This window comes from Streptomyces sp. NPDC043854, assembly GCF_056436005.1.
Window position 1 is genome coordinate 102,343 of record NZ_JBWKDK010000001.1, and the last position, 24,150, is coordinate 126,492.

At 73.2% G+C, this 24,150-nt stretch carries 25 protein-coding genes and 1 pseudogene; 17 read left to right on the forward strand and 9 right to left on the reverse strand.

Translation table 11 applies throughout. The annotated features are described in order from the left end of the window. The first annotated feature begins 104 nt into the window (after positions 1–104). Genes AC068A_RS00460 through AC068A_RS00470 form a run of 3 tightly spaced genes read left to right on the forward strand, consistent with a single transcriptional unit; the run spans position 105 to position 2,148 of the window. Positions 105–821, forward strand: a complete 717-nt coding sequence (locus AC068A_RS00460) for a glycosyltransferase family 2 protein (RefSeq protein ID WP_478578615.1) — start codon at positions 105–107, stop codon at positions 819–821. Further along, entirely contained in the window at positions 818–1,447 is a 630-nt protein-coding gene (locus AC068A_RS00465) for a TIGR04282 family arsenosugar biosynthesis glycosyltransferase (protein ID WP_478578617.1), read from the forward strand. Before AC068A_RS00460 ends, AC068A_RS00465 begins: the two co-directional genes overlap by 4 nt. Next, positions 1,444–2,148, forward strand: coding sequence for a class I SAM-dependent methyltransferase (locus tag AC068A_RS00470; protein ID WP_478578619.1), 705 nt, complete (start codon positions 1,444–1,446; stop codon positions 2,146–2,148). The genes AC068A_RS00465 and AC068A_RS00470 overlap by 4 nt, the downstream gene beginning before the upstream one ends. A gap of 29 nt (positions 2,149–2,177) precedes the next feature. Here AC068A_RS00470 and AC068A_RS00475 read toward each other — a convergent pair whose 3' ends face one another. Both AC068A_RS00475 and AC068A_RS00480 read right to left on the reverse strand, forming a co-directional pair. Beyond that, complete coding sequence (locus tag AC068A_RS00475; protein ID WP_478578622.1) at positions 2,178–2,606, reverse strand: hypothetical protein; 429 nt, start codon at positions 2,604–2,606, stop codon at positions 2,178–2,180. A gap of 327 nt (positions 2,607–2,933) precedes the next feature. Beyond that, positions 2,934–4,133, reverse strand: coding sequence for a molybdopterin-dependent oxidoreductase (locus AC068A_RS00480; protein ID WP_478578624.1), 1,200 nt, complete (start codon positions 4,131–4,133; stop codon positions 2,934–2,936). A gap of 113 nt (positions 4,134–4,246) precedes the next feature. On the opposite strand from AC068A_RS00480, the gene AC068A_RS00485 reads away from it, so the two are divergent. Further along, on the forward strand, positions 4,247–5,785 hold the full coding sequence (locus AC068A_RS00485; RefSeq protein WP_478578626.1) for a glycosyltransferase 87 family protein: 1,539 nt from the start codon (positions 4,247–4,249) through the stop codon (positions 5,783–5,785). Positions 5,786–6,114: 329 nt separating this feature from the next. On the opposite strand, the gene aspA is transcribed toward AC068A_RS00485, so the two are convergent. The 3 genes from aspA to AC068A_RS00500 form a co-directional block, all read right to left on the reverse strand. Next, positions 6,115–7,524: an aspartate ammonia-lyase gene (gene aspA, locus AC068A_RS00490; RefSeq protein WP_478578629.1), complete on the reverse strand. Its 1,410-nt coding sequence runs from the start codon at positions 7,522–7,524 to the stop codon at positions 6,115–6,117. 92 nt (positions 7,525–7,616) lie between these two features. Further along, the gene (locus tag AC068A_RS00495; protein WP_478578632.1) at positions 7,617–8,633 is read right to left on the reverse strand and encodes an asparaginase; all 1,017 of its coding nucleotides are present in this window, start codon (positions 8,631–8,633) and stop codon (positions 7,617–7,619) included. 108 nt (positions 8,634–8,741) lie between these two features. Then, complete coding sequence (locus tag AC068A_RS00500; RefSeq protein WP_478578635.1) at positions 8,742–9,455, reverse strand: FadR/GntR family transcriptional regulator; 714 nt, start codon at positions 9,453–9,455, stop codon at positions 8,742–8,744. A 285-nt stretch (positions 9,456–9,740) separates the two neighbouring features. Here AC068A_RS00500 and AC068A_RS00505 point away from each other — a divergent pair, with 285 nt between their 5' ends. Then, positions 9,741–10,037, forward strand: coding sequence for a putative quinol monooxygenase (locus AC068A_RS00505; protein WP_478578637.1), 297 nt, complete (start codon positions 9,741–9,743; stop codon positions 10,035–10,037). 675 nt (positions 10,038–10,712) lie between these two features. After that, a complete protein-coding gene (locus AC068A_RS00510) occupies positions 10,713–11,216 on the forward strand; it encodes a SixA phosphatase family protein (RefSeq protein WP_478578639.1) in 504 nt (167 codons plus the stop codon). Positions 11,217–11,238: 22 nt separating this feature from the next. Here the strand turns inward: AC068A_RS00510 and AC068A_RS00515 are convergent, their stop codons facing one another. After that, the gene (locus AC068A_RS00515) at positions 11,239–11,781 is read right to left on the reverse strand and encodes a nucleoside-triphosphatase (protein WP_478578641.1); all 543 of its coding nucleotides are present in this window, start codon (positions 11,779–11,781) and stop codon (positions 11,239–11,241) included. Between the two features lie 109 nt (positions 11,782–11,890). Here AC068A_RS00515 and AC068A_RS00520 point away from each other — a divergent pair, with 109 nt between their 5' ends. Together AC068A_RS00520 and AC068A_RS00525 are read left to right on the forward strand one after the other, a co-directional pair. After that, positions 11,891–12,343 (forward strand): YbhB/YbcL family Raf kinase inhibitor-like protein, encoded by a 453-nt coding sequence (locus AC068A_RS00520; protein ID WP_478578644.1) that lies wholly within the window; start codon positions 11,891–11,893, stop codon positions 12,341–12,343. A gap of 260 nt (positions 12,344–12,603) precedes the next feature. Further along, on the forward strand, positions 12,604–13,011 hold the full coding sequence (locus tag AC068A_RS00525) for a YidB family protein (protein WP_478578646.1): 408 nt from the start codon (positions 12,604–12,606) through the stop codon (positions 13,009–13,011). Positions 13,012–13,253: 242 nt separating this feature from the next. On the opposite strand, the gene AC068A_RS00530 is transcribed toward AC068A_RS00525, so the two are convergent. Continuing rightward, positions 13,254–14,228, reverse strand: a complete 975-nt coding sequence (locus AC068A_RS00530; RefSeq protein ID WP_478578649.1) for a hypothetical protein — start codon at positions 14,226–14,228, stop codon at positions 13,254–13,256. 239 nt (positions 14,229–14,467) lie between these two features. On the opposite strand from AC068A_RS00530, the gene AC068A_RS00535 reads away from it, so the two are divergent. Both AC068A_RS00535 and AC068A_RS00540 read left to right on the forward strand, forming a co-directional pair. Beyond that, the gene (locus tag AC068A_RS00535; protein WP_478578652.1) at positions 14,468–14,770 is read left to right on the forward strand and encodes a hypothetical protein; all 303 of its coding nucleotides are present in this window, start codon (positions 14,468–14,470) and stop codon (positions 14,768–14,770) included. Beyond that, the gene (locus AC068A_RS00540) at positions 14,767–16,059 is read left to right on the forward strand and encodes an FAD-binding protein (RefSeq protein WP_478578654.1); all 1,293 of its coding nucleotides are present in this window, start codon (positions 14,767–14,769) and stop codon (positions 16,057–16,059) included. Before AC068A_RS00535 ends, AC068A_RS00540 begins: the two co-directional genes overlap by 4 nt. A 20-nt stretch (positions 16,060–16,079) precedes the next feature. Here AC068A_RS00540 and AC068A_RS00545 read toward each other — a convergent pair whose 3' ends face one another. Further along, complete coding sequence (locus tag AC068A_RS00545) at positions 16,080–16,730, reverse strand: TetR/AcrR family transcriptional regulator (protein WP_478578656.1); 651 nt, start codon at positions 16,728–16,730, stop codon at positions 16,080–16,082. 172 nt (positions 16,731–16,902) lie between these two features. Here AC068A_RS00545 and AC068A_RS00550 point away from each other — a divergent pair, with 172 nt between their 5' ends. The 7 genes and pseudogenes from AC068A_RS00550 to AC068A_RS00580 all read left to right on the forward strand — a co-directional run. Next, positions 16,903–17,862, forward strand: coding sequence for a PDR/VanB family oxidoreductase (locus AC068A_RS00550; protein WP_478578659.1), 960 nt, complete (start codon positions 16,903–16,905; stop codon positions 17,860–17,862). A gap of 76 nt (positions 17,863–17,938) precedes the next feature. After that, positions 17,939–19,138: a cytochrome P450 gene (locus AC068A_RS00555; RefSeq protein ID WP_478578662.1), complete on the forward strand. Its 1,200-nt coding sequence runs from the start codon at positions 17,939–17,941 to the stop codon at positions 19,136–19,138. A gap of 117 nt (positions 19,139–19,255) precedes the next feature. After that, positions 19,256–20,746: an MFS transporter gene (locus AC068A_RS00560; protein WP_478578664.1), complete on the forward strand. Its 1,491-nt coding sequence runs from the start codon at positions 19,256–19,258 to the stop codon at positions 20,744–20,746. A 114-nt stretch (positions 20,747–20,860) separates the two neighbouring features. After that, the gene (locus AC068A_RS00565) at positions 20,861–22,156 is read left to right on the forward strand and encodes an aminotransferase family protein (protein ID WP_478578667.1); all 1,296 of its coding nucleotides are present in this window, start codon (positions 20,861–20,863) and stop codon (positions 22,154–22,156) included. Positions 22,157–22,190: 34 nt separating this feature from the next. After that, on the forward strand, positions 22,191–22,484 hold the full coding sequence (locus AC068A_RS00570; protein ID WP_478578670.1) for a DUF1905 domain-containing protein: 294 nt from the start codon (positions 22,191–22,193) through the stop codon (positions 22,482–22,484). A gap of 28 nt (positions 22,485–22,512) precedes the next feature. After that, a complete protein-coding gene (locus tag AC068A_RS00575) occupies positions 22,513–22,884 on the forward strand; it encodes a VOC family protein (RefSeq protein ID WP_478578672.1) in 372 nt (123 codons plus the stop codon). A gap of 53 nt (positions 22,885–22,937) precedes the next feature. Further along, positions 22,938–23,075: pseudogene (locus tag AC068A_RS00580) on the forward strand (IS30 family transposase); the annotation flags it as partial. Positions 23,076–23,267: 192 nt separating this feature from the next. Here AC068A_RS00580 and AC068A_RS00585 read toward each other — a convergent pair. Then, positions 23,268–24,131: an alpha/beta fold hydrolase gene (locus AC068A_RS00585; protein WP_478578673.1), complete on the reverse strand. Its 864-nt coding sequence runs from the start codon at positions 24,129–24,131 to the stop codon at positions 23,268–23,270. Between the last annotated feature and the right edge of the window lie 19 nt (positions 24,132–24,150).

Below are 24,150 nucleotides of genomic sequence, written 5' to 3' on the forward strand. Positions count from 1 at the left end.
GACCGTGGACCGTCGCCCTCCGCTCGCCTGCCCCGCTCTGCCGTCCGCGTTTCGTAAGGAGTCGATCGCTCCATTTCCGGGATCGGCTTCCTACGGTGACAAGCGTGACTGATCACCCCCTGGACACTGCCGTGGACGTCGTCCTTCCCTGCCTGAACGAGGCCGAGGCGCTGCCTTGGGTCCTCGCCCGTATCCCCGCCGGCTGGCGGGCCCTGGTCGTGGACAACGGCTCCACCGACGGATCGGCGGACATCGCCCGTTCCCTCGGCGCCACCGTCGTGCCCGAGGCCCGGCGCGGCTTCGGGGCCGCCTGCCACGCCGGACTCCTCGCGTCGGACGCCGAGTTCGTCTGCTTCTGCGACTGCGACGCCTCCCTCGACCCCGGGCTGCTGACCGGATTCGTGAGCCGGATTTCCGCGGGCGAGGCCGACCTGGTGCTGGGCCGCCGCCGGCCGCGGGGGCGCGGCGCCTGGCCCGCGCACGCGCGGGCGGGCAACCTGGCCCTGTCCCGGATGCTGCGCCGTCGCACCGGCCTGCGACTGCACGACCTCGGGCCGCTGCGGGCCGCCCGGCGGGAGGCACTGCTGGCCCTGCACCTGACCGACCGCCGCAGCGGCTACCCGCTCCAGATGGTCGTCCGGGCCGCGGACGCCGGCTGGCGGGTCCGCGAGGAGGACGTCCCCTACCTGCCCCGGGCGGGGAAGTCCAAGGTCACCGGCACCTGGCGGGGCACCTGGCAGGCGGTCCGCGACATGCGCGCCGTGCTTGCCGAGCCGCCCCGCTCCGCCTCCCCGGCCTCGTCCGCGGGGGGTGCCCGGTGACCACTCTGCTCGTGATCGCCAAGGAGCCCGTGCCCGGCCGGGTGAAGACCCGGCTGACCCCGCCGTTCACCCCGTCCGAGGCCGCCGGCCTGGCCAGGGCGGCCCTGGCAGACACCCTCGACGTCGTGGCCGCGGCCCCGGCCGACCGCCGGGTCCTGGTCCTCGACGGCCGTCCCGGCGACTGGCTGCCGTCCGGTTACGAGGTCGTACCGCAGCGCGGCAACGGCCTCGACGAGCGGCTGGCCGCGGCCTTCGCCGACTGCGCCGGCCCGGCCCTGCTGATCGGCATGGACACGCCCCAGGTCACCCCGGAACTCCTGTCGCCGGGCCTGGACTTCGGCCGGTACGACGCCTGGTTCGGACCCGCGGAGGACGGAGGCTTCTGGGCCCTGGGGCTGGCCGCACCCGATCCGGCCCTGCTTCTCGGCGTACCCATGTCGGTGCCCCAGACCGGGGCCGTGCAGTTCGGGCGGCTGCGCGCGGCGGGGCTGCGCGTGGGGCGGCTGCCCGTCCTGCGGGACGTGGACACCGCGGCCGATGCCCACGAGGTGGCCGCAGCTGCTCCGTACGGCAGGTTCGCCGCCCTGCACGCCCGGCTCACGGGCACGCTGCGGGCCGCCCGGTGACCGCCCCCGGCGCAACGGCACCCCGTTCGGGATACCCGGCCGGTGCGGCTCCCTGGCAGGACGATCCGTACGCCCGGGCCCTGCGCGCCGGGCGCGGCCCGCTCTTCCTGCGCCGTGGGGACGGATGGCTGCTGCCGCTGGAGGTGGAGCGGTGGCTCGCCGACGCGGACGCCGCCGACGAGAGCGTGCTCACCCGGTGCCGCGGCGCCGTCCTCGACATCGGCTGCGGGCCCGGCCGCCTGGTCGCAGCCCTCGCCGGCCGCGGCCACCGGGTCCTCGGCGTGGACGTGAGCCCGGCCGCCGTGACCCGGACCGTCCGACGCGGAGGGACGGCCCTGTGCCGGTCGGTCTTCGGCCCGCTGCCCGGCGAGGGACGCTGGAGGACCGTTCTCCTGATCGACGGCAACATCGGCATCGGCGGAGACCCGGACGCGCTGCTCGGCCGGGCGGCCGCCCTGCTGGGCCCCGGCGGCCGGGTGATCGCCGAAGCCGCCCCGGTCGAGGTGGACGAGCGGTGCGAGGTCCGCCTCGACGACTGCCGCGGCACTCCCGGTGTCCCGTTCGCCTGGGCCCGTGTCGGGCCGCAGGCCCTCCGCCGCCACGCCGAACGCGCGGGGTGGACGACCATACGGAGCTGGACGGTGTCCGGCCGGACCTTTACCGAACTCGAAGTCGAAGTCGAAGTCGAAGTCGAACCCTGACCCGGACTCGGACCGCTCGCGCCCGGAACTCAGTCCTCCGCCCGCTGCCGGACGCCACCCTGCTCCGGCGGCCGTGTCCGTCGCCGTGCGGCGAGCAGCGCCGCGACCGTCGCGCACAGCGCCACGACCGCCAGCACCAGCAGCAGGTTGCGGGCGTACGGCAGGGGCAGCGCAGACGGGTTCGGTGGTGCTCCCGGCCGCAGGAGCAGGGGCAGGGTCACCAGGACCAGCGCCCCCGCCGTGATCAGTGCACCGCGTACCACGGGCCGCGCGGGTACGGCCGCCACGAGCAGGCCGATGACCAGCACCAGGGGTGCGACCAGCGCGTCGTGCAGGACCAGTGCCCCGCCCAGCCACACCAGTACGCCGTACGGGTCGGGCTGCGCCGCGAGGTGCCATCCGCCGATGCCGATCAGCAGCACCCCCAAGGTGCCGAGTGCCCAGCGGGTGGGGGCCACGGGGGAGGGGGGGGGGGGGGGGGGAGGGGGGGGGGGGGGGGGCCCCCCCCCGGGGCCCCCCCCCCCCCCCTCCCGTCCCCGTTCCCCCACCGGATCCGGCCCCGGCCGCGGGGCCGGTGAAGCCGGTGGATCCGGCCGCGGTACCGGCTTTGCGCCCCTGCGCCGGGCCGGACACCGGACCGGATCCCGGACCGGGTGTGGATTCCGGCCCGGGGGCGGATCGGGCACCCGCCGCCGAGCCGGACCCTGGTGCGGCCGCTTTCGGCGCAGGCGCAGGTGCAGGCTCCGGCTCCGGATCGGGCGCCGGCCAGGGCTCGGACGGGGACATCACAGCACCTCCAGTCGGGTGACCCACTTGGTCTGCAGTACACCGGGCCGGTTCGGCGCGATGATCCGCGCCGGGTACCCGTGGTCGGCCGACAGCACCTCGCCGTTCAGCCGCAGCGCGAGCAGGGTCAGCGGGTCCTGGGCGTACTCGCGTCCCATCTGCATCACCCGGTACGCGCCGGCCACCTCCAGCGACACCACCCGCAGCCCGGACCCGGGCGGTGCCCCCGCCCGCTCCATCAGGTCCCGGATCCGTACGCCGCCCCAGTCGGCGTCCATGCTCCAGCCCTCCACGCACGCGATCGGCAGCCGGACCCGGCGCTGCGGCAGGGCGGCCAGCTCGGCGAGCGTCAGCCGGTACGGGGCCGGGCCCAGCACCTCCAGCCGCCAGTCCCGCGCGGCCGCTGCCGTCACCCCGGCCGCGGCCGCGGTCCGGTTCACCGGCAGTCCCTGCGGTCCGTATCCGGGATGGCGGGGTGCCAGCAGGTCCAGGGACGCCAGCGGGGTGAACGCCTGCCCCACCGTGGTCACCGTGACCGCGCCCACGGCCGTGCCCACGCCGAGCAGCAGGGCCCGCCGGTCGGGCCCGTCCCGTTCCCCGTCGGGCAGGGCGAGCGTTCCGGCGGACCTGCGGCTCCAGTGGGAGCGGATCTCCGGCGCCTTCACGGCGAGGTGCAGCAACACCGATCCCGCCACCACCCACGCCACCGCATAGTGCACGGGCACGAAGGAGAACGGCCACGGGTACCACTCGGCGATGTTCAGCAGCCCGGTCAGCACTTGGAAGACCGCCGCCGCCACCAGCACCGCCACCGACAGCCGCTCCAGCGCGTGCCGCGCCGAGCGGACCGGCGGCCACACGAACAACCGCGGGTAGACCGCCCACAGCTTTGCGAACAGCAGCACGATCGCCGCGAGCCCGACGGCCACGTGCAGCCCCTGGGTCAGCCGGTAGCCCCAGGCCGGCCGCGACGGCAGGTGGCCGGCGAGCCAGGGCGGCGGCTGCTGGAGGAAGTGGCTGACCAGTCCGGTCAGGAAGCACACGGCCAGGGCCGCGCCCAGCCACCGCCCGACCGCCGTCGCCGTGCGGGGATCGTGCAACCGGCCCGAGAACGAGGGCGGACGGAGGACGGGCCGGCGCAGGGCCGGTGGCCGAAGCCTGGGGAAGGTGGGGCGCCGTCGGCCGGGAGGAGTTTCCATGCCCTCATGCAACCGCCTGGACCGGTTGCGGAGGCGGGTCCGACACCTTACGGAACGCGAACGGCCCGCCATGCCGGGCCCGTCGGCGGCCCGACCGCTGCCAGGGTGGTCCCGTGACCCACCCCCGCTCGGCCCGACCCGATCCCGGCGATCCGCGCCACGCCCCGTCGGCCCCCGACCCGGCCCGGTCCGGCACCGGCGCCACCGGCCAGGCCCGGCACGCCACCGGCGCCACCGGCCAGGCCCGGTCCGGCGGCACCCGCGCCCCCGGCCCGGCCCGGGCCGGCACGGTCCGTGCCACCGCGGCCACCGCCGTCCTGCTGACCGCCCTCACTGCCGCGCTCGTCCTCACCGTCCGCCACGACGGGTACTTCGCCGACCCGGCCGGACTCAGCTGGCGGTACGCGCTCTGCTGGGCGCTGTCCGGGGCGGCGGTGTGGACGCTGCGGAGCGCGCCCGCACGGCACACCGCGGCCCTGGTCCTCGCCGGGGGCATCGCCGTGGCCGCCACCGGCCTGGCCGCCGCACCCCGGACCAGCACCGATTCCTTCCGCTACGCCTGGGACGGCCGGGTGCAGGCCGCCGGCATTTCCCCGTACGACCACGCCCCGGCAGACCCGGCCCTCGCAGCCCTCCGCGACGGCTGGCTCTTCCCGCCGACCGAGGCCTGCGGCCGCCCGGACCTTTCGTCGCTGCCGGCCGGCGGCTGCACCCGCATCAACCGCCCCACGGTGCACACGATCTACCCGCCCGCCGGCGAGGCGTACTTCCTCCTCGTCCACACCCTTTCCCCGGACGGCGTCCGCCACAAAGCGCTCCAGACCGGCGGCGCGGTGCTGGCCGTGGCCACCACCCTGGTGCTGCTGCGCGTCCTGCGGCGCCGCGGCGATCCCCGGAACGCCGCCTGGTGGGCCTGGTGCCCGGCAGTGGCCGTCGAAGCGGTCAACAACGCGCACGCCGACGTGCTCGCCGTCCTGCTGTCCGTGGCCGGCCTCGCCCTGACGGTCCGCCACCGGGTGGTCGGCGGCGCGCTGCTGGGCCTGGCCACCGCTGCCAAGCTGCTGCCCGCCGTGCTGCTCCCCGGCGCGCTGTCCGGCGTACGCCGGCCTCGGGACGCCGCCGCCACCCTGCTCCCCGCCGCCGGCGTCCTCACGGCGCTCTACCTGCCGTACGTCCTCCTCTCCCGGTCCTCCGTACTGGGCTACCTCGGTGGATACACCGAGGAGGAGGGGTACCAGGACCCCGCCACCGGCAACCGCTACGCCCTGCTGCGCCTCGTCCTCCCGGACTCCTGGGCGCCGGCGGCCGTGCTCGTCGGCATGGCCGCGATCAGCCTGTACGCGATCGTCCGCGGCGACCCCGAACGCCCCTGGTCCGGAGCCCTCCTCGTCACCGGCACCGCCTTCCTCCTGACCACCCCCGGCTACTCCTGGTACGCACTGCTCCTGATCGCGCTCGTGGCCCTCGACGGCCGCTGGGAATGGCTCGGTGTGGCCGTCGCGGGCGCAGCGGCCTACCTCACCTCGCGAGCGCTGCCCGGCGCCGGGACCGTGGTGTACGCGGCCGCCCTCCTCGCCGTCCTCGCGGGCCACGCACTCCGTGTGCGCCGCGCCCGCTCCGTCCCCAACACCCTTGCGGACCCGGTGGACTGACCGACGAGCGGGCACGACACGGTGTCGGATGATGTCGTGGGGTGCGGAGACTTCGTCGTACGTGCCCTGCCCGGCCCCTGGCGTACTGGGCGGCCACGGTCTGCCAGCGCGCGTCCCCGGCTGCGGAGCGTGCCGCGGACGCCATCCCGGCCGCCGCTGTCCGGTCGTCGAGTACGGCACGCAGGGCGGTGGCGATGGCGGCGGGATCGTGGTGGTCGACCAGGATTCCTGGCCGTCCCGACCCAGTGCCGCCAGAGCGGAGCCTCCGCGGCTCGTCGTGGTCCGTGGGCTGAGCCGGGCTGGTGGGAAGCCTTACCGCAGGTCGTCCATCAGGCCACGGGCGCGCCGCTGCCGGCGATGACCTCCGGTCGCAGCAACGCCGTGAGCCTCTCCGCGGGAAGCAGCCCCCTCTCCAGGACGAGCTCGGCCACACCCCGGCCGCTGACGAGGGCCTCCTTGGCGATGTCGGTGGCGGCCGTGTACCCGATGTGCGGGTTCAGGGCGGTCACCAGGCCGATGGAGTTCTCGACGGTCGCGCGCAGAACCTCGGTGTTGGCGGTGATGCCGACCACACAGCGTTCGGCGAGGGTGAGGCAGGCGGCGCGCAGGTGTGTGATGGACTCCGACAGGGAGTGCAGGATGATCGGCTCGAAGGCGTTCAGCTGGAGCTGCCCGGCCTCGGCGGCCATGGTGACGGCGACGTCGTTGCCGATCACCTCGAAGGCGACCTGGTTGACGACCTCGGGGATCACCGGGTTGACCTTGCCGGGCATGATGCTGGAACCCGCTTGCACCGGCGGCAGGTTGATCTCGCCGAGGCCCGCGCGCGGCCCGGAGGAGAGGAGTCGCAGGTCATTGCAGGTTTTCGACAGCTTGACGGCGACGCGCTTGAGCACGCCGGACATCTGGACGAAAGCGCCGCAGTCCTGAGTGGCTTCGACCAGGTTGGCGGCGGTGATCAGGGGCAGCCCGCTGATGGCGGCGAGGTGGCGGCGGGCCGACTCGGCGTATCCGGCGGGGGCGTTGAGACCCGTGCCGATCGCAGTCGCCCCGAGGTTGATCTCGTGAACCAGCTCGACGGCCTCCGCGAGCCGGCTGCGGTCCTCGTCGAGCATGACCGCGAACGCCGAGAACTCCTGCCCGAGCGTCATCGGCACGGCATCCTGCAGCTGCGTACGGCCCATCTTCAGTACGTCGCGGAACTCGACGGCCTTGTGGGCGAAGGCGTCCTGGAGGACGGCCATCGCCTCGAGCAGGCCGCGCACCGCGAAGACGGTCGCGATCCTGACGGCAGTCGGGTAGACGTCGTTGGTGGACTGGCCGAGGTTGACGTCCTCGTTGGGGTGCAGATGCTCGTACTGGCCCTTGGCATGACCCAGCAGCTCCAGCGCCCGGTTGGCGACGACCTCGTTGGTGTTCATGTTGGTCGAGGTGCCGGCGCCGCCCTGGATGACGTCGACGACGAACTGGTCGTGCAGTTTGCCCTCGCGGATCTCGCGGCAGGCGGCGACGATCGCGGCGGCCTTCTCGGGATCCAGCAGGCCGAGTTCCTCGTTGGCGAGGGCGGCAGCCTCCTTGACGGCGGCAAGGGCGTCGATCAGATGCGGGTAGGCGGAGATCGGCGTGCCCGTGATGGGGAAGTTCTCCGTGGCGCGCAGGGTGTGGACGCCCCAGTACGCGTCGGCGGGGACGTCGCGGTCTCCGAGCAGGTCGTGTTCGCTCCGGGTGGCGGCGGTCATGGGTGTGCGGGTCCTCTTCCTGAGGTGGGTGGGCCAGGGTCTTGAAGCGGGTCGGGGCAGGAGTAGGGTCGGGAGTCGCGTCAGGAGTCGGGTCAGGCGGGGGCGAGACCGGTCAGCGGGTCCAGCGCTTCCACCGGCCGGACGCTGCCGACGGGTCGGCCGCCGCCGGCCATCGGCTCCCCCGCGAACCCGGTGAGCAACTCCGGGTCGACTCCCGCCCGTGCCAGGGCGGCCGCAGCCACCGGGATGCGCGCCCGGTTCGCCCCGTCGGCGATCTTCACGGCGACGGCGCGGCCGTCCGGCAGCGCGGCGACCTGGACGCCCTCGAAGCCGTCCTTGGTGAGCAGCCCGGGCACCGCACGCATCAGCGCGGCCACGTCCCGTCCCGTACCGGAGGCCATCTCCGCGTGCCCACGCAGCGCATCCGCCACGCGCAGCTCGGGTGTGCCCGGTGCGGCGGTGGCGATGCGGGCGGCGGCCCGGGCGAGGCCGTGGAGGGAGACGGAGAACAGCGGGGCGCCGCAACCATCGACGGTGACCTGCGCGATCCGCTGACCGGTGAGGTCCTCGACCGTCTCGGCGATCGTTGCCTGGAGTGGGTGGGCGGGGTCGAGGTAGTTCTCCAGCGGCCAGCCGTTGAGCTTGCAGACATGGAGCATCGCGGCGTGCTTGCCGGAGCAGTTCTGGGCGAGCCGGGAGGGCGGTCGGCCCTCGCGCACCCAGGAGTCCCGGACGGCCGGGTCGTACGGCATGTCCGGGACGTTGCGCAGGTCGCCCTCGGTGACGCCGGCCAGCTCGAGGATCCGTCGGGTGCCGGCGAGGTGGCGTTCCTCGCCGGAGTGGCTGCCCATCGCGAGCGAGAGCAGGCCACCGTCGAGCGGCAACCCGGCCCGCACCATGGCCACGGCCTGGACGGGCTTGAGGGCCGAGCGCGGATGGAAGGCGGCCTCGATGTCGCCGATGTGGAACCGGACCTCGCCGTCGCCGCCGAGGACGACGACGGAGCCGTAGTGGATACCCTCGATCACCCCGCCCCGGGTGACGTGGGCGACCGGCGAGTGCAGGGGTTCGCGGATCGCGGGGGCGTCCGCGAGGAGACTGCTGCGCATCACTGCCTCGATCAATGGTGGGTTGCTGCTGACCGGTGTGCGGGGGCGTGCGTCGGCCCGCGGTGCAGGCGTGCGTGCCCCGTGGGCCGTCGTGGACGACTGCGGGGTTCAGCCGTCGGCCTCCGTACGCCCGTGGCGCACGATGTCGGTGAGAGTGGACTCGACGCGGTGGAGGTGGTGGGACATGGCCTCCACCGCGTCGTGCTCGGAACCGTCGATCAGCGCTTCGACGATCGCACGGTGCTCGCGGTTGGACTGATCGCGTCGACCGCCCAGCTCGGTGAGGAATGCCGACTGACGCGCCAGCGCGTCGCGGATCTCCTCGATGACCCGGCGGAAGACCGGGTTCTGGGCGGCCTCGGCCACGGCCAGGTGGAAAACGGTGTCCATCGCGACCCACGCGGTGGTATCGGTCTCCCGCTCCATCCGGTCGAGGAGGTGGGCCAGGTGATCCAGGTCTTCCGGGGTACGGCGCAGAGCCGCATACCCGGCGACCGGGATCTCGACGTGCCGGCGCACCTCCAGCAGGTCGCTGGCCGCGTAGTCACCGAAGGTGGGGTCCTCGACGGTGTTCGCGACGACGAAGGTGCCCTTGCCGGTCCTCGAGACCGTCAGGCCCATGGCCTGCAGGGCCCGCAGTGCTTCCCGCAGCACGGGTCGGCTGACCTCCAGGACGCGGCACAGCTCCGCCTCGGACGGGAGCTTGTCGCCTACGGCGTAGTCGCCGCGCTCGATGGCGCTGCGGAGGTGACCGAACACCGCTTCCATCGCGCTGACGCGCCGGGGCATCCGACCACCTGTCTGGCTGTCTGACAGGTTCACGGAGCGATCCTGCGGGTCGCAGGACAGCGGTGTCAAGCCATGTCCTCGCCCCGATCCCTGTCGGACCGGCCACGCTCCGCGTCGACGGGGCGGCCTCGGTGGTGCGGGGCCGGCCCCCAGGAGGTCTCCTCGGGGAGGAATTGGAACGGGCGATTGCGGCGAGCGGGGCGTCGCCCTCGCGCAGCAGCCGGCCTGCTCCTTCCGCCGCCCAGGCGGAAGGTGCCCCATGGACCTACGGTGGTCGAAGAGGGGGGAGGGTCGATTCTCGCTCGTGAGGAGGCCGGAATGGAGGAGCGTTTCGTCTGGGTGACAACGCGCCGCATCAAGCCGGGCAAGCTGGAGGAGTTCGAGCGTGCGTGGCGCCCCGGTTCCCTCCCGGACGGCATGCGACACGCTTACGCGTACTGGTCCGAGGACGGACAGGAGATCACCGGCGTGTCTGTCTGGGACTCCAGGCAAGCGTGTGACGCGTGGCGGTCCTCGGACGCGGAGAAACGGCGGCGTGAGGTGATGGCCCCGTACGTTGTCGAGGAGCGGGAAGGTTTCTACCGCGGAGGCGAACTCACCCTTCCCGCACGGTAACCAGGGTCTGGCCGACGGGTGGCCGGTGAGGGGGCCGTCCGGGTCACGGAGCGCCGACCGCGCCGCCGCACAGGGTGTTACACCGCCGAGGGCGTCGGCCGAGCAAAGGGGTGCGGCGTGACTCGCGGGGTCGACGCCCCGCGGGCAAGAAGCACCGGCCTCGACGGGGATAAATTTGGCAAATCCGGATGTTTCCCTAGTTGGCTGCGGGGTAAGGGACAAGTAGGCCTATGAAGCGAGCGAGGGAGCTCGACCGGAGTAGCCGACTTTGGCGGAAGAGAATGACGTCCGCCGGGGCCGACAGCGGCTGTCGGGCTGAGAGGCCGGAGGGTGTGGTGACCCGAAGGCGACCCCCAGCACCTGATCCGGACAATGCCGGCGCAGGGAGCCCGTTTCATAGGTCGTCTGCGTACCCGGGCCGCGTTGTGGTCCGGGCTTCGTGGCGGCCGCCGCCACGGGACCCCGCTGCCGGAGTCCGGTCAGGATCTCCCCGGCAGCCGTTCCGGAACGGCAGGTCCGCGGCACCGAGGCCAGCCGGTGGGTGACCGGGGGCGATGTCCCTGCGGCCCGCGGGCGTGACCGCGACGTACGGTGATCACCCGCGCGACCCGGCCGGGACGTGGCGATCAGTATGCGCTGCCATCCGGCCTGCCGACTGTCCACTAGGCTCGGCCCATGCCGGACCTGGTGATCCTTCGGCACGCCAAGAGCGCCTGGCCGCAGGGCGTGCCCGACCGTGAGCGTCCCCTCGGCCCGCGCGGACTGCGGGATGCCCCCGCAGCCGGGCGGCTGCTGGCTCAGGCCGCCCTGCTGCCGGACCTCGTCCTGTGCTCCCCGGCCCGGCGCACCCGCCAGACCTGGGAGCTGGCCGCCGCGGAACTTCCCGGTCAGCCGCCCGTACGCTTCGCGCCGCGGCTGTACGGGGCCGACGCCGAGGACCTCCTCGAGGCCGTACGGGACACGCCTGCCGAGGTCGCCCGGCTGCTCCTCATCGGCCACAACCCGGGCCTGCAGGAGCTGATCCTGCTCCTGGCCGGCGAAGCCCCCGACCGAGACCTGGACCGTATCGAGACCAAGTTCCCGACCTCGGCCGTCGCCGTCCTCCGTTGCCCCGCGCCCTGGCCCGCGCTCAACCCGGCCACCGCAGTGCTCACGTACTTCGCGATCCCACGCGGCTGAGCCGCGAACAGGCCGGGTTGCTTCAGCCGTGCGCCCCGGACTGCTTCAGTCGGGACGCGAGCTCCACGGGCAGGGCGTCCCGGTTGGCCGGCGTGAGGTGGACGACCTCGACGTCGGTACGTTGCTTGAGGGCGTCGGTGAACGGGTCGTGGTGTGCGTGGACCGTGGCGACGACGTCGACATCTGCGGAGAACAGCGAGTCGACCGCGTCCCGGAACGCCCCGCACGCCAGTTCCATCCGTCCCAGTTCGTCGATGAGCACCAGCCGGCCTGTGGCCTCCCCGGTTGTCGCCGACCGCAGCGACGGAAGCGCCAGGCGTTCCAGGACGCCCAGGTCGACTCCGTACTTGCCCACCCGCGGCGGACCGGGCAGGTCGACATGGGCGAGCACCTGCCGTCGGCCCGCCAGGGTCTCCAGGGCGAAGCCGACGCGGGCGCCGGACTGCCGGATCTCCTCCGTGGTGAAGCCGGTGGCCGCGCGGGCGGGCAGCAGCGCGGCCAGCCGGCGCAGGGCGGTCGTTTTGCCCGCGCCGGGACGGCCTTCGAGCAGGATCCTTGTCGGCACACGGCCATCCTCACCCGCCTGCCGGAAGGCGGCTGATCGGGCTCGGCCGAACGGGGCGTTTACGTTGCGGATCGGTGGCGGTGCCGCCGTTGCGGGTAGGGCGGCGGGTGTGAGCGGCATTGAACTCAGCAGTACCGCGTTCGACGACAATGCGGTGATCCCCCGTCGGTACAGCGGGGAGGGAGACAACATCTCGCCGCCCCTGAACTGGTCGGGGGTGCCCCACGAGGCCACGGAGCTGGTGCTCCTGTGCGAGGATCCGGACGCACCGGGGCCGACCTTTCTGCACTGGCTGGTGACCGGCATCGATCCGGAGACCACCGGGGTGGTGGAGGGGCAGAAGCCCCACGGCGGCCTGCCGTGGCCCAACGGGTTCGGGCGCGTGGGCTGGGGCGGACCGATGCCGCCACCGGGGCACGGGCCGCACCGCTACTTCTTCCGCCTGTACGCCCTGTCCGAGCCTCTGCCGCTGCACGACCGCCCGGGCGTCGAGGACGTGCACCGCGCCCTGAAGGGCAGAGAGCTGGCCTCCGGCACCCTCGTCGGGACCTATCAGCGCTGAGCGCGCCAGCCGGGGATCCGGCGTGCGGAGCCCGCCGGCGTCAGGGCGGGGCGGCCCGCGTGGTGTACGGCAGCAGGGCGCCCACGCGCTCGTACGGCCTCGGCTCGCTGTCCGGCACGACGACCGGCTCGGCACCGAGCCGAGCCCTGCGGGGCGTCGTACGGGTGAACGCGCTGGGGCAGCGGGCTCGGGGGAGCCGGTGCGGTGAGGGGCGGCTCGTATAACTGGGTGGATGTCAGCACGCGAAGAAGGTGACGGCGATGGGCGATGACCTGGGAAGTCTGCTCGGCGGACTGCTCGGAGGCGGGCAGGGCGGCAAGGGCGGCGCGCTGCTGGGGGCGCTGCTCACCTCGCTCGGCGGGGCCGGCACGCACGGCGCGGGCAGCAACCCGCTGGTCGCGCTGCTGGACACGCTGAAGGAGGGCGGACTCGGCGCACAGGCCGACTCGTGGATCGGCAGGGGCCGGAACGAGGTGGTCAGCGGCCCCGAGGTCGCGCAGGCGCTCCCGTACCAGGCGCTGGACCACGTGGCCCGGCAGGCGGGCGTTTCTCCCGAGGAAGCCGCTGACCAGCTCGCCCAGACCCTGCCCCAGGCCGTCGACAGGCTCACCCCCGACGGCTCCGTGCCCGAGGGCTCGCTGGAGGACCTGATCCGCAAGCAGCTCTGACGGGCCGACCGGTCATCAGACTCCCAGGATGGTGGCTGAGGCTGAGGCTGAGGCTGAGACGCGGATGCCGATGGTGAGGGCGTCCCTTCTGCGGGTTCGGCGGCCCGGGCGCGCCGGGCGCCGACTCCGGTGACGGCCCCGCGGCTGCGGCGACCTCGCACCGGGTGCCGCTGATTGTCAGCGGGCCCACCGTGCAGAGGGCCTCGTCGTGGCCTGGCCCGCCGTCGCGTCGCCGGCCGGCGTCAGCCGGCCCAGGGAGCCATCGGGTACCAGATCAGGTCGCGGCGGGCCAGGATCCGCACGTCCCAGTAGAGCAGCATGAAGATCCCGGCCGCGATGAACGACGCCGCCATCACGGCGGACATCCGGCTGGGCCGCTCCGTGAACCACCGGTTCAGCCGGTCGCCGAACACCAGCGACACCACCACGAACAGCACCGCGACGATCAGCATGTTGCCGAGCGTCTGGACACTGAACGCCACCGCGCCGTACAGCGGGTTCTGGCTCTGCGCCGTGTCCCGGAACAGCTGACGGAACAGGCCGAACGGGCGCCCGATCAGGAACGCGCCGATGAACGCGCCCATCACGACCATCGGCGCGTTCGGGAAGCGACGCGTCAGCCGGGCCAGCGGGTCACGGACCAGACCCGCCGCCGCCAGCCCCAGGTACGTCATGGCCAGCCCCAGCAGCCCGTAGACGACCATCGCCTGGATCAGCCGCGGCGAGAACCCGGCGCCCGACGACGCCGTGGCGGACTGCGGCATCCCACTGCCGGCGAGCGCGGCGATCACGCCGTACGCCGCGGACACCGCGACCGCGCCGAGCGCCAGGTAGCCCAGTGGCTTCAGCAGCCCGGCGATCCGCCCGCGGCGGGTCGTCTTCTGCCCGGCCAGCGGGGCCATCGCGCTGAACACGGCGACGTTGCAGGCGGTGAAGGTGCCGCCGATGCCGGTCGCCAGGGCGAAGGCGACACCCGCCAGGGCGCCGGAGATCGGCGCGTCTTTGGCCGGGTGGCCGAGCAGGGTGTCGGCCACCGTCCCCGCGATGGTCTTGTCGACGAACTCCGCCGACCAGACCACGGTGAGCGCGAACCCGAACATCGCGCCGAGCAGCAGCACCAGGGCGCGGCGGCGCGGCACATGGCCGTTGAAGAAGAACGAGGGCGAACGATGCGAGGCCGTTGGCCGCGAGGTCGGAGGATGCACGAGCTGAGCCATGGGGGCGTCCCTTCAGCGAGGCGTCGGCAGTGCCGCCACGCTAAGGGCGGGACCGCGTCGCCGGTCGGCGCGGCGGGCAACAGCGCACATCCGAAGAAACAGCCCACGCCCCGCACGGATCCAGGGCCGGAAGGGCAGTCTGGAATATGGCCGCCGCCCGTCCGGCTCAGCAGGATGGGGGCGAAGACTCGATCACGCCGATCACCCCGACCACGCCAACCGCACACCGTGGAGCAAGCATGGGCAACGCCTTCGTCGTCCGGTACGAGATGCGTCCGGAGACCGCGGACGAGAACCAGGCCGTCATCGAGAAGGTCTTCCAGGACCTGGCGGAACGAGCCCCCGAGGGCCTGAGCTACGCGTCCTTCCGACTGGCCGACGGCGTCACGTTCGTCCACATCGCCATCACCGAGGAAGGCTCCGAGGGCCTGGCCGTCTCCCCGGCGTTCCAGGAGTTCCAGAAGGGCTTCGGCGACCGGGCGGCCGGGCCTCCGGTGGCGGGCGGCGCCACCCTGGTGGGGGCGTACGGGTTCACGCTGTGATCGGACTGCCGTCGGGCGCCGTCGTCCCGCCGCCGGAGCTGCGCGGGGTGCTCAGCACCCGGGAGAGTGATCTCGCCGCCGCGGCCCGGGACTTCGGCAACCTGGTGCACCTGCGCCCGCGTGCCGTGCTGTTCCCCGCCGACGCCGGAGACGTCGCGGCGATCGTCCGGTTCGGCCGCGCGAACGGCCTCCCCGTGGTGCCCCGGGGGACCGGCCACGCGGTGGACGGCCAGGCCCAGGCCCCCGGCGGCATCGTCGTCGACCTGACGTCGGTCGCGCGGGTCCGCGCGCCGGATGACCGGAACCTCATCAGCGTCGACGCCGGGGCCACGTGGCAGGCGGTCGCCGAGGCGACGCTGCCGCGGGGCCTCGTCCCGCCCGTGCTGCCCGACCACCTCGGGCTGACGGTCGGCGGAACGCTGGCGGCCGGCGGCTTCGGCGGATCGAGTCACCGGCACGGCAGCGTGTCCGACCAGGTCCACGAACTCGACGTGGTCACCTCGGGCGGAGAACTGCGCACCTGCTCCCCGGCCCGGGACCGCGCCCTCTTCGACGCGGTGCGGGGCACCCAGGGCCAGTACGGCATCATCACCCGCGCCACGCTGGGCCTGCACCCGGCCGGCCGCACGGCCCTCCGGCACCGGATCGGCTGCCCGGACCCCGGCACCCTGCTCGCCGCCCAGGTGCGCCTGGCCGCCGGGGGGCGCTTCGACCACATCCTCGGCTCGGCCGTCCACGTGCCCGGGCGGGGCTGGCAGTTCGTCCTGGAGGCCGTGGCGGTGTTCACCCCGCCGCAGGCCCCGCCGCCGTTGCCCGGGATCCGGCCGGCGGACGGTTCGGCCCCGGAGACCGACACCCTGCCGTACGCCGACTACCTCGGCCGTCTCGCCCCGTTCGAACGGCAGTTGCGGGCCACCGGATCCTGGCAGCACCATCCGCACCCCCGGTGCAATGTGCTGCTGCCCGGCCGGCATGCCGCCGGGATCATCGCCGACACGCTTGCCGGGCTTGGCCCGGAGGACATCGGCGAGAGCGGCAGCGTCCTCATCTACCCGATCCCCAACCGGCGGCTGCGCGCCCCGGGGCTGCCGAAGGCCCGCGGGATCACTTCGGTCCTGTTCGGCCTCCAGCGCACCGCGCCCCCCGACGACCCGGCCACGCTCCGGCGCATGCGCGAGGGCAACGCCCGGCTGCTGACCCGCGCCCTGAGTGTCGGTGGAGCCCCGTACAGCGCCCGCACCCCCCACCACGACGCGCGCATCACGGGCGGCACCGCCGGCATCGCGTAGCCCATGAGCTCATGAGCCCATCAGCCCATGAGCACCCGGACCGCGGTGTCCACCACGTGCGCGGCGAGTTGGTCGATGGTGCCGCGGTCCTGCCAGGCCAGTGGGCCGCGGGCGGCCAGGTCGGCGAAGCCGTGCACCGACGACCAGCAGACCCATTCCGCGTTCACCCGCCGCTCCGGCGTCATCGCGCCGGCCTTGACCATCGTGTCGAGCGCGTCGACGAGCAGCTGGTACGGCGGAGCCACCCGGTCCGCCAGCGTGGCCGGCGGAGCTCCGGCCCGGGAGTCGTCGGGGGTGAGGATCGCGATCTCGAACCAGCCGGGCTCCGAGAGCGCGAACTCGATGTAGCCGAGCCCGACTCCGTGCAGGTTCCGCACCGACCGCGCCACCGGGTCCGGGTCGGCCGTGGCGCGCAGTGCCTCCATCCGGTCGAGCATCGCCCGGGCGAGCTTGTCCTGGGCCTCGGCCGCCACGGCGAGCACCAGCGCCTGGTGATCGGCGAAATGCCGGTAGGCGGCATTGGGCGTGACGCCCACGGCGCGGGTGACGCTCCGCAGCCCGAGTGCCGCGGACCCGCCTTCGCGTGCGAGTTTCAGGCCCGCGTCCACCAGCGCGGCCCGCAGGTCGCCGTGGTGGTACGGGCGGGTCTCGGCAGGTCTCCCCTTGGCCATCGTGTACCGCTCCCTCCGTGCCGGAGTATACACGGTGAACATAGCCGAGACCTGCGGTTTGTGGAGCGGGCGAAGGCGGACGAACGCCCTGAGCACTCCGGGAGAAGACACCACTGGCGGGGTGTGGAACCGTGAGGGCCGTGCACCCGTCGTCGTCGCAGGGAGGCCCTCCGTGAGTGCCGGCTCACCGTCCCAGGTGCTGACGCTGAGGGTGACCGCCAAGCAGGCGGCGGCCGACGGCGTCGTCGTGCTGGAACTGGCGCACAGCGACGGCGCCCGGCTGCCCGACTGGACGCCCGGCGCCCATGTCGACCTCGTCCTGCCGGGCGGCCTCACCCGCCAGTACTCGCTGTGCGGCGACCGCTGGGACGCCCACCGCTACCGGGTCGCCGTGCTGCGCGAGCCGGCCGGCCGCGGCGGCTCGGCGTACATCCACGAGCGGTTGCGGCCCGGCGACAGCGTCGGCGTCGGCGGCCCGCGCAACCACTTCCCCCTGGTGCCCGCCGACCGCTACCTGTTCCTCGCGGGCGGGATCGGCATCACCCCGCTGCTGCCGATGATCCATCAGGCCGAGCTGGTCGGCGCGGACTGGACGCTCGTCTACGGCGGCCGGCGGCGCGCATCGATGGCCTTCCTCGGCGAACTCGCCCGGTACGGCGACCGGGTCCGCCTCGTCCCGGAGGACGAGGCGGGCCGTCCCGACCTGGCCGGCCTGCTGCGGGAGGTGCGCGCCGGGACGCGGGTGTACTGCTGCGGCCCGGCCGGGCTGCTCGACGCGGTCGCGGCGGCCTGTGCCCACTGGCCCGCCCGCACCCTGTACACCGAGCGGTTCGCGGCGGCCGGGCCGAGCGCGCCGGTCCGGGACGCGCCGTTCGAGGTGGTGCTGGCCCGCTCGGGCGGGCGGGTGACGGTCACTCCGGACGCGACCGTCCTGGACGCCGTGCGTGCGGCCGGGGTGGAGCTGCTCTCCTCGTGCGGCGAGGGAATCTGCGGCACCTGCGCGACCACGGTGCTCGACGGTGTGGTCGACCACCGGGACAGTCTGCTCAGCGACGAGGAGCGGGCGGCGGGGGACTGCATGTACCCGTGCGTGTCCCGGTCCTGCGGCGACCGCCTCGTGCTGAACCTCTGACCTCCGCTGACCTCCGCACCTGTGCACCGCTGACGCCGACCGAGTTCCGATCCACCCGCCACGGAGGGCGAGACCCATGACCGCGATCCTCGACCTCGATCCGTTCGCCCTCGACGTGCTGGCGGACCCGCACCCGCATGACGCGCGGCTGCGCGACGCCGGGCCGGTCGTCTACCTGCCCGCCCATGACATCTACGCGATCGCCCGCTACGCCGAGGTGCACGCGGCACTGCGCAACTGGCAGGGCTTCCAGTCCGGGGCCGGGGTGGGCCTGGCCAACTTCCGCAAGGAAGCGCCGCGGCGCCCGCTGAGTGTGGTGGTCGAGGCCGACCCGCCGTACCACGACGCGCCGCGCCGGGTGCTCTCGGCGCTGCTCGGGCCCCGCGCGCAGCGCCGGCTCCGCGAGGGGTGGACCGTACAGGCGCGGGAGCTGGTGGACCGGGTGGTGTCCGGCGGCGACGGTTCGGTCGTCGAGTTCGACGCGGTGAGCGCGCTCGCGGAGGCGTTCCCGCTGCGGGTGTTCCCGGACGCGCTCGGCATTCCCGACGAGGGCCGGGAGAACCTGCTGCCGTTCAGCGACTTCCTGCTCAACGCCTTCGGGCCGCGCAACGAGCTCGTCGCGGCGGGCGCGCCGCGGGCGCGGGCGCTGTCGGACTGGGTGGGGGAGCACAGCGTGCGCGAGGCGCTGGCCGACGACGGGTTCGGGGCCCAGATCTGGGCGGCGGCCGACCGGGGCGAGATCACCCACGGTCAGGCGCCGCACGTGGTCCGGTCGTTGTTCGCGGCCGGGGTCAACACCACCGTGCACGCGCTCGCCGCGGCCCTGCACGCGCTCGCCGCGCATCCCGGGCAGTGGCGCAGGCTGCGGGCCGATCCGGGCCTGGTCCGGGTGGCGTTCGACGAAGCGGTCCGCTGGGCCTCCCCGGTGCAGACGTTCTTCCGCACCACGACCGGGGACGTCCGGGTCGGGGACGCGGTGGTGCCGGACGGTTCGAAGGTGCTGCTGTTCCTCGGGGCGGCGAACCGGGATCCGCGGCGGTGGTCGGATCCGGACATGTTCGACGTGCACCGCAATCCCTCCGGGCACGTCGGCTTCGGCTTCGGCATCCACCAGTGCGTGGGCCAGCACATCGCGCGGCTGGAGGCGGAATGCCTGCTCGGCGCGCTGCTGGAGCGGGTGGAGTCGATGGAGCTCGCCGGGCCGGCCCGACGCCGCCTCAACAACACGCTCATGGCGTGGGATTCGGTGCCGGTCCGGGCCGTACTCACCCGTTAGAGCGAACATCTGTCCGAAAACCTGATCCGTGTTGCCCCGCCTCGAAGCGTGAGTCTACGATGTGAACATGGCTGATGTGGACAGTGTGAACGTCGAGACGATCAAGGGAGACCCAGCGTGACCACCGTGAATTCAAGTGCGTCCGCGGAAGACGCCAAGGCCTCGACGGCGGAACCGGACCCGCGGCGGTGGACGGTGCTCGCCCTGCTGTCCGGCCTGCAGTTCATGATCCTTCTGGACATGACCGTGGTGAACGTGGCATTACCGCGGATCCAGGACGGACTCGGCTTCTCGACCCCCGGGCTGGCCTGGGTCGTCAACGGCTATGTCCTCGCGGCCGGCGGTCTGCTGATGCTCGGCGGCCGGCTGGCCGACTTCTTCGGCCGCCGCCGGCTGCTGCTGATCGGCGTGACCGTCTTCACCCTGGCCTCGGCGATCTCCGGAGCGGCGACCGCCCCCTGGATGATGGTCGTCGGCCGGTTCGGCCAGGGCGCCGCCGAGGCGCTGGCCGCGCCCGCCTCGCTCGGCCTGATCGCCCTGCTCTTCACCGACCCCAAGGAGCGCACCAAGGCGCTCGGCGTCTGGGGCGGCATCATCGGCCTCGGCGCGACGCTCGGCTCGGTCATCTCCGGCGTCCTGACCGACCTGGCCTCGTGGCGCTGGATCTTCTTCATCAACCTGCCGGTCGCCCTGGTGGTCCTCTTCCTCGTCCCGCGGCTGGTGCGGGAGAGCCGGATGGTCCGCGCCAAGGACACCTCGCTCGACGTGTTCGGCGCCGCCACCCTCACCCTCGGACTCGTCGGCGTGGTCTACGGCCTGCTGCACGCGGCCGACCACCCGTGGGGCTCGGCCGGGGTGCTGGTCCCGCTGATCGCCGGCGCGGTGCTGCTGCTGGTGATGGTCGCGGTCGAACTGCGCGGGAAGAACCCGCTGATCCCGTTGAGCTTCTTCGCCAACCGCACCCGGTCGGTCGTCAACTTCACGACCCTCTTCTACATGTCGGCCTTCATCTCCTACACCTTCATGCTCACCCTGTACGAGCAGCAGGTGCTGGACTACTCCCCGCTGCTCAGCGGGCTCGGCTGGCTGCCGCTCAGCGTCGGCATCGGCGCGGGCATGGCCCTGGGCACCGCGATGATCCCCCGGGTCGGTATCCGCGCCGTGGTCTCCGCCGGGTACATCGGCGCCGGTGTGGGCCTGTTCCTCACCAGCACGGTCGACGTGGACAGCTCCTACTGGGGCGGCATCGTGCCGGGCATGGTCGTGTTCGGCCTCTTCGCCGGCGCCGCCATGCCGGCCGCGACCAACGCCGCCCTGCACGGCGTCACCGCCCAGGACTCCAGCCTGGCCTCCGGCGTGCAGAGCACCATGCAGCAGATCGGCAGTGCACTCGGCGTCTCCGTGCTGGCGGCGCTCGCCTTCCGGCACGCCGGGGACGCCATGGCGGACGGGGCGGCCGCGCCCGTCGCCGCCACCGAGGGCTACGCGCTCGGCTTCCGGATCGGCGGCGCGCTGATGGTGCTCGGCGGAATCCTGCTGCTGGCCCTGGTCGAGCGGGTCGGCACCGAACTCCGCGACCCGACCGCCGAGCGGCTCGCGGCCGGCTGACCGGCACCCGGACCGCGCCCGCACACGCACCGCACCCGCACCCGTACGCCGAAGCCCGCCGGAGAGGCCGACGCCTCCCGGCGGGCTCACCCACCCGATCCGAAAGGCAGACCCATGAGTATCGCGGAGACGAGCCCGGCTGCCACCACGGGTGGCACGGGCACGCGGGCCGAACTGCTGGCCGTGGACGCCGACTTCCTCTGGCACCCCTGGTCGCCCAGCCGGGTCAACCCGGACACCGTGCTCGCCGTCTCCGGCGACGGCTGCGAGATCCGCGACGCCGACGGCAGAACCTACCTCGACGCCAAGTCGTCCGGTCTGAACGCCACCCTGGGCTACGGCAGCCGCCCCGTCATCGACGCCGTGGCCGGCCAGCTCGCCCGGCTGATGACGTACGACATGGGCGAGGGCGCCAACGAGCCGGCCATCCGGCTGGCCGAGCGGATCGCCGGGCTCACCGGGCCCCGGCTGACGCGTACGTTCTTCTGCAACAGCGGCTCCGAGGCGGCCGAGGCCGCCATCCGCATCGCCCGCTTCTACCACGCCGTACGCGGGGAGCGGCAGCGCGGCCTCGTCGTGTCCTTCGAAAACGCCTACCACGGCGCGACCCTCGGCGCCGCCGCCTCTTCGGCGGGCGCCTCGCCCGTCTCGGCCGAATTCACCCCGGCCGGCTTCGTCACCCTGCCCGGCCGCACCGACGCGCTGCGGGACTTCCTCGCCGGACAAGGCGACCGGACCGCCGCCGTCCTCATCGAACCCGTCCAGGCCCGCGGCGCCCACCAGGTGCCCGACGACCGCCTCCGCGAGGTCCGGGAACTCTGCCGCCGGTATGGCGCCCTGCTGATCCTCGACGAGGTCACCACCGGATTCGGCCGCACCGGCCGGATGTTCGGCTACCAGCACGCCGGTGTCGAACCCGACCTGCTGACCACCAGCAAGGGTCTGGCGGCCGGCTATATGTCGCTGGCCGCGGTCACCACCACCGAGCACGTCTTCGACGTCTTCGACACCCACCGCAAGCAGGCCGGCTTCGTCCACGGCCACACCCACTCCGGCCACGCCGCCGCCTGCGCCGCCGGCCTCGCCGTGCTCGACGTCATCGAACGCGACGGCCTGGTCGCCAACGCCGCCGCCCGTGGCACCCAGCTGCTGGCCGCGCTGGACGGCGTACGCGGCCTGCCGTTCGTTCGCGACATGCGCGGCCGGGGCCTGCTGGCCGCGGTGGAGTTCGACGGCTCGCCGCGGGCCTCCTTGGTGCGCCGCAGGATGAAGGAGGACGGCATCCTCGTCCGCCGCACCGGACCGAACATCGTCATCGCCCCGCCGCTGATCATCGACGCCGGCCGGATCGACCGGATCGCGGGGGCGCTCACGGCGGCGGCCGAGGCCGCCGGCCTGAAGACCACGTGACGCCAGACCCCGAGAGAAACAGGGAGAACACACCATGCCAGCCGCGCCGAACAACGCCCAGGCCATCGACAAGAAATTCTCCGCCCCGGTCATCAAAGAGAACAACAGCGGCTGGATCTGCGTGATCGTGCCTGAATCCGGGGACTTCTTCGGCACCCGCAAGCCCGTGAAGATCGCCGGAACGGTCGACGGGCACGAATTCCAGGCGACGTTGCTCCCGATGGGCGACGGAACCCACATGCTCCCGCTGAAGGCGGCGCTCCGCAAAACCCTGAAGAAAGACCAGGGCGACAGCGTGGACGTCCACCTGAACCAGCGGCTCTCCTGAGTCCATTCCACGTTCGAAAGGCATAGCCATGGTCGACGCACACCCCGAGAACGGCCAGCCCGCCGCGCCCGGCTGGTTCGACATCTCCACCCCCGACGCGGCCCGCGCCCGCGACTTCTACCGGCAGCTGTTCGGCTGGCAGGTCAACGCCCTCGACGACACCTACGCGTTCGTCAGCGGCTCCGACGGCGCTCCCACCGGCGGCATCGGCCAGGCCGGCCCGGAGAGCCCGTACACCGGCATCGTCCCCTTCTTCCCGGTCGACGACGTCACCACCGCGCTCGCCCGGGCCGAGGAGCTCGGTGGCAAGCGGATGATGGAGCCGCAGCCCGCCGGCGAGGGCCGGATCGCCGCGTTCACCGACCCCGACGGCAACACCGTCGGCCTGATGAGCCCGTGACCGCTGACCCGCTGACCCGCTGACCGGCACGGCCGGCGGAAAGGGCCCGGAACGAGGAAGCGTGTCGGATCGTCGGGATCAACCCGAAGACCGGCAGACGCTGGCGCAACGGACGCAACGCGTCCGGCAGGAACAAGGCGGCACCACCGATCCATGCGGTGGTGCCGCCTTCCGCGTCGTCGCGGTACCTGACCTGTCGGTCCACACCCGCGACCACCTCGCCGCCGCCGTCGCCGAACTCAACGGCCGCCCACGCAAAACGCTCGGCTGGGAAACCCCAGCCGAGCGCCTGCACAACCTGCTCGCGCCCTGACCAACACGACCACGTGTGGCAACGGCCCCTGGAAGCCGCCGGGATCGCACCGGGCCCTTCGGCTTTCGCGCTATGGCGCCGCGAAGAAGTTCATCAGCAGCGGCGCGCCCGCCTTCTGGTCGAAGAGGTGGTCATACCCCTCCATCGTCAGGAGCGCGGCACCCGGGATCTCCTCGGCGACCCGGGCACAGGCGTCGTGGATCTCCTTCTCGCCCTCGTCGCCGCGCATGACCAGGGTGGGCACCGTGATCTTGTGCAGCTCCTCGTACGGGATCTGCAGATGGTGCTTGTTGATCAGCGCGTCGTAGTACGTCGACGGCACCATCGTCTTGAACGCCGCCCACGCCGGGTGGTTGCGGAAGTAGTCGATGGTGTCGTCCGTGACGAAGCCGACGATGTCCTTCGCGAACAGCGTGACGACCTCCTCGCGGCGGTCCTCGTCGATCAGCCGGCGGAGCGTCGACAACTGCTCGTCGGTGGTCTCGCTGGACCAGTACGGGGGCTCGTACAGGCCCAGCTTCATCATGGGCACGCCCTGCGCCGCCGCCAGCAGCGCGATCATGCCGCCGGTGCAGTTGGCGAACACATGGCTGGGTTCGCCCACGGCGTCCAGCACCGCGGCCAGGTCCTCGACCTCCCGCTGGATCGTCCACCGGTCCGGGTCGCCGTACGCGCTGTCGCCCCGGCCACGCCGGTCGTAGGTGTACACGGAGAAGCCTTCGGACATGATCGTGGCGAGCGGGGTGAACATCGCCCGGTCGTTCAGGCCGCCCCCGATGACGACGACCGGCGGGCCCTCGCCCGCCTTCTCGTACGCGATGGACGTGCCGTCGGCGGAGTCCACCCGCCGCAGCTGCCGGGCCGGGCCGCCCGCGTAGTCGGTGTCGAGGTCACCGAGGATTCCGCCCTGCGCCGCCGGTGCTGGCTCAACCATGGTCTTCCTTTCGTTTGGC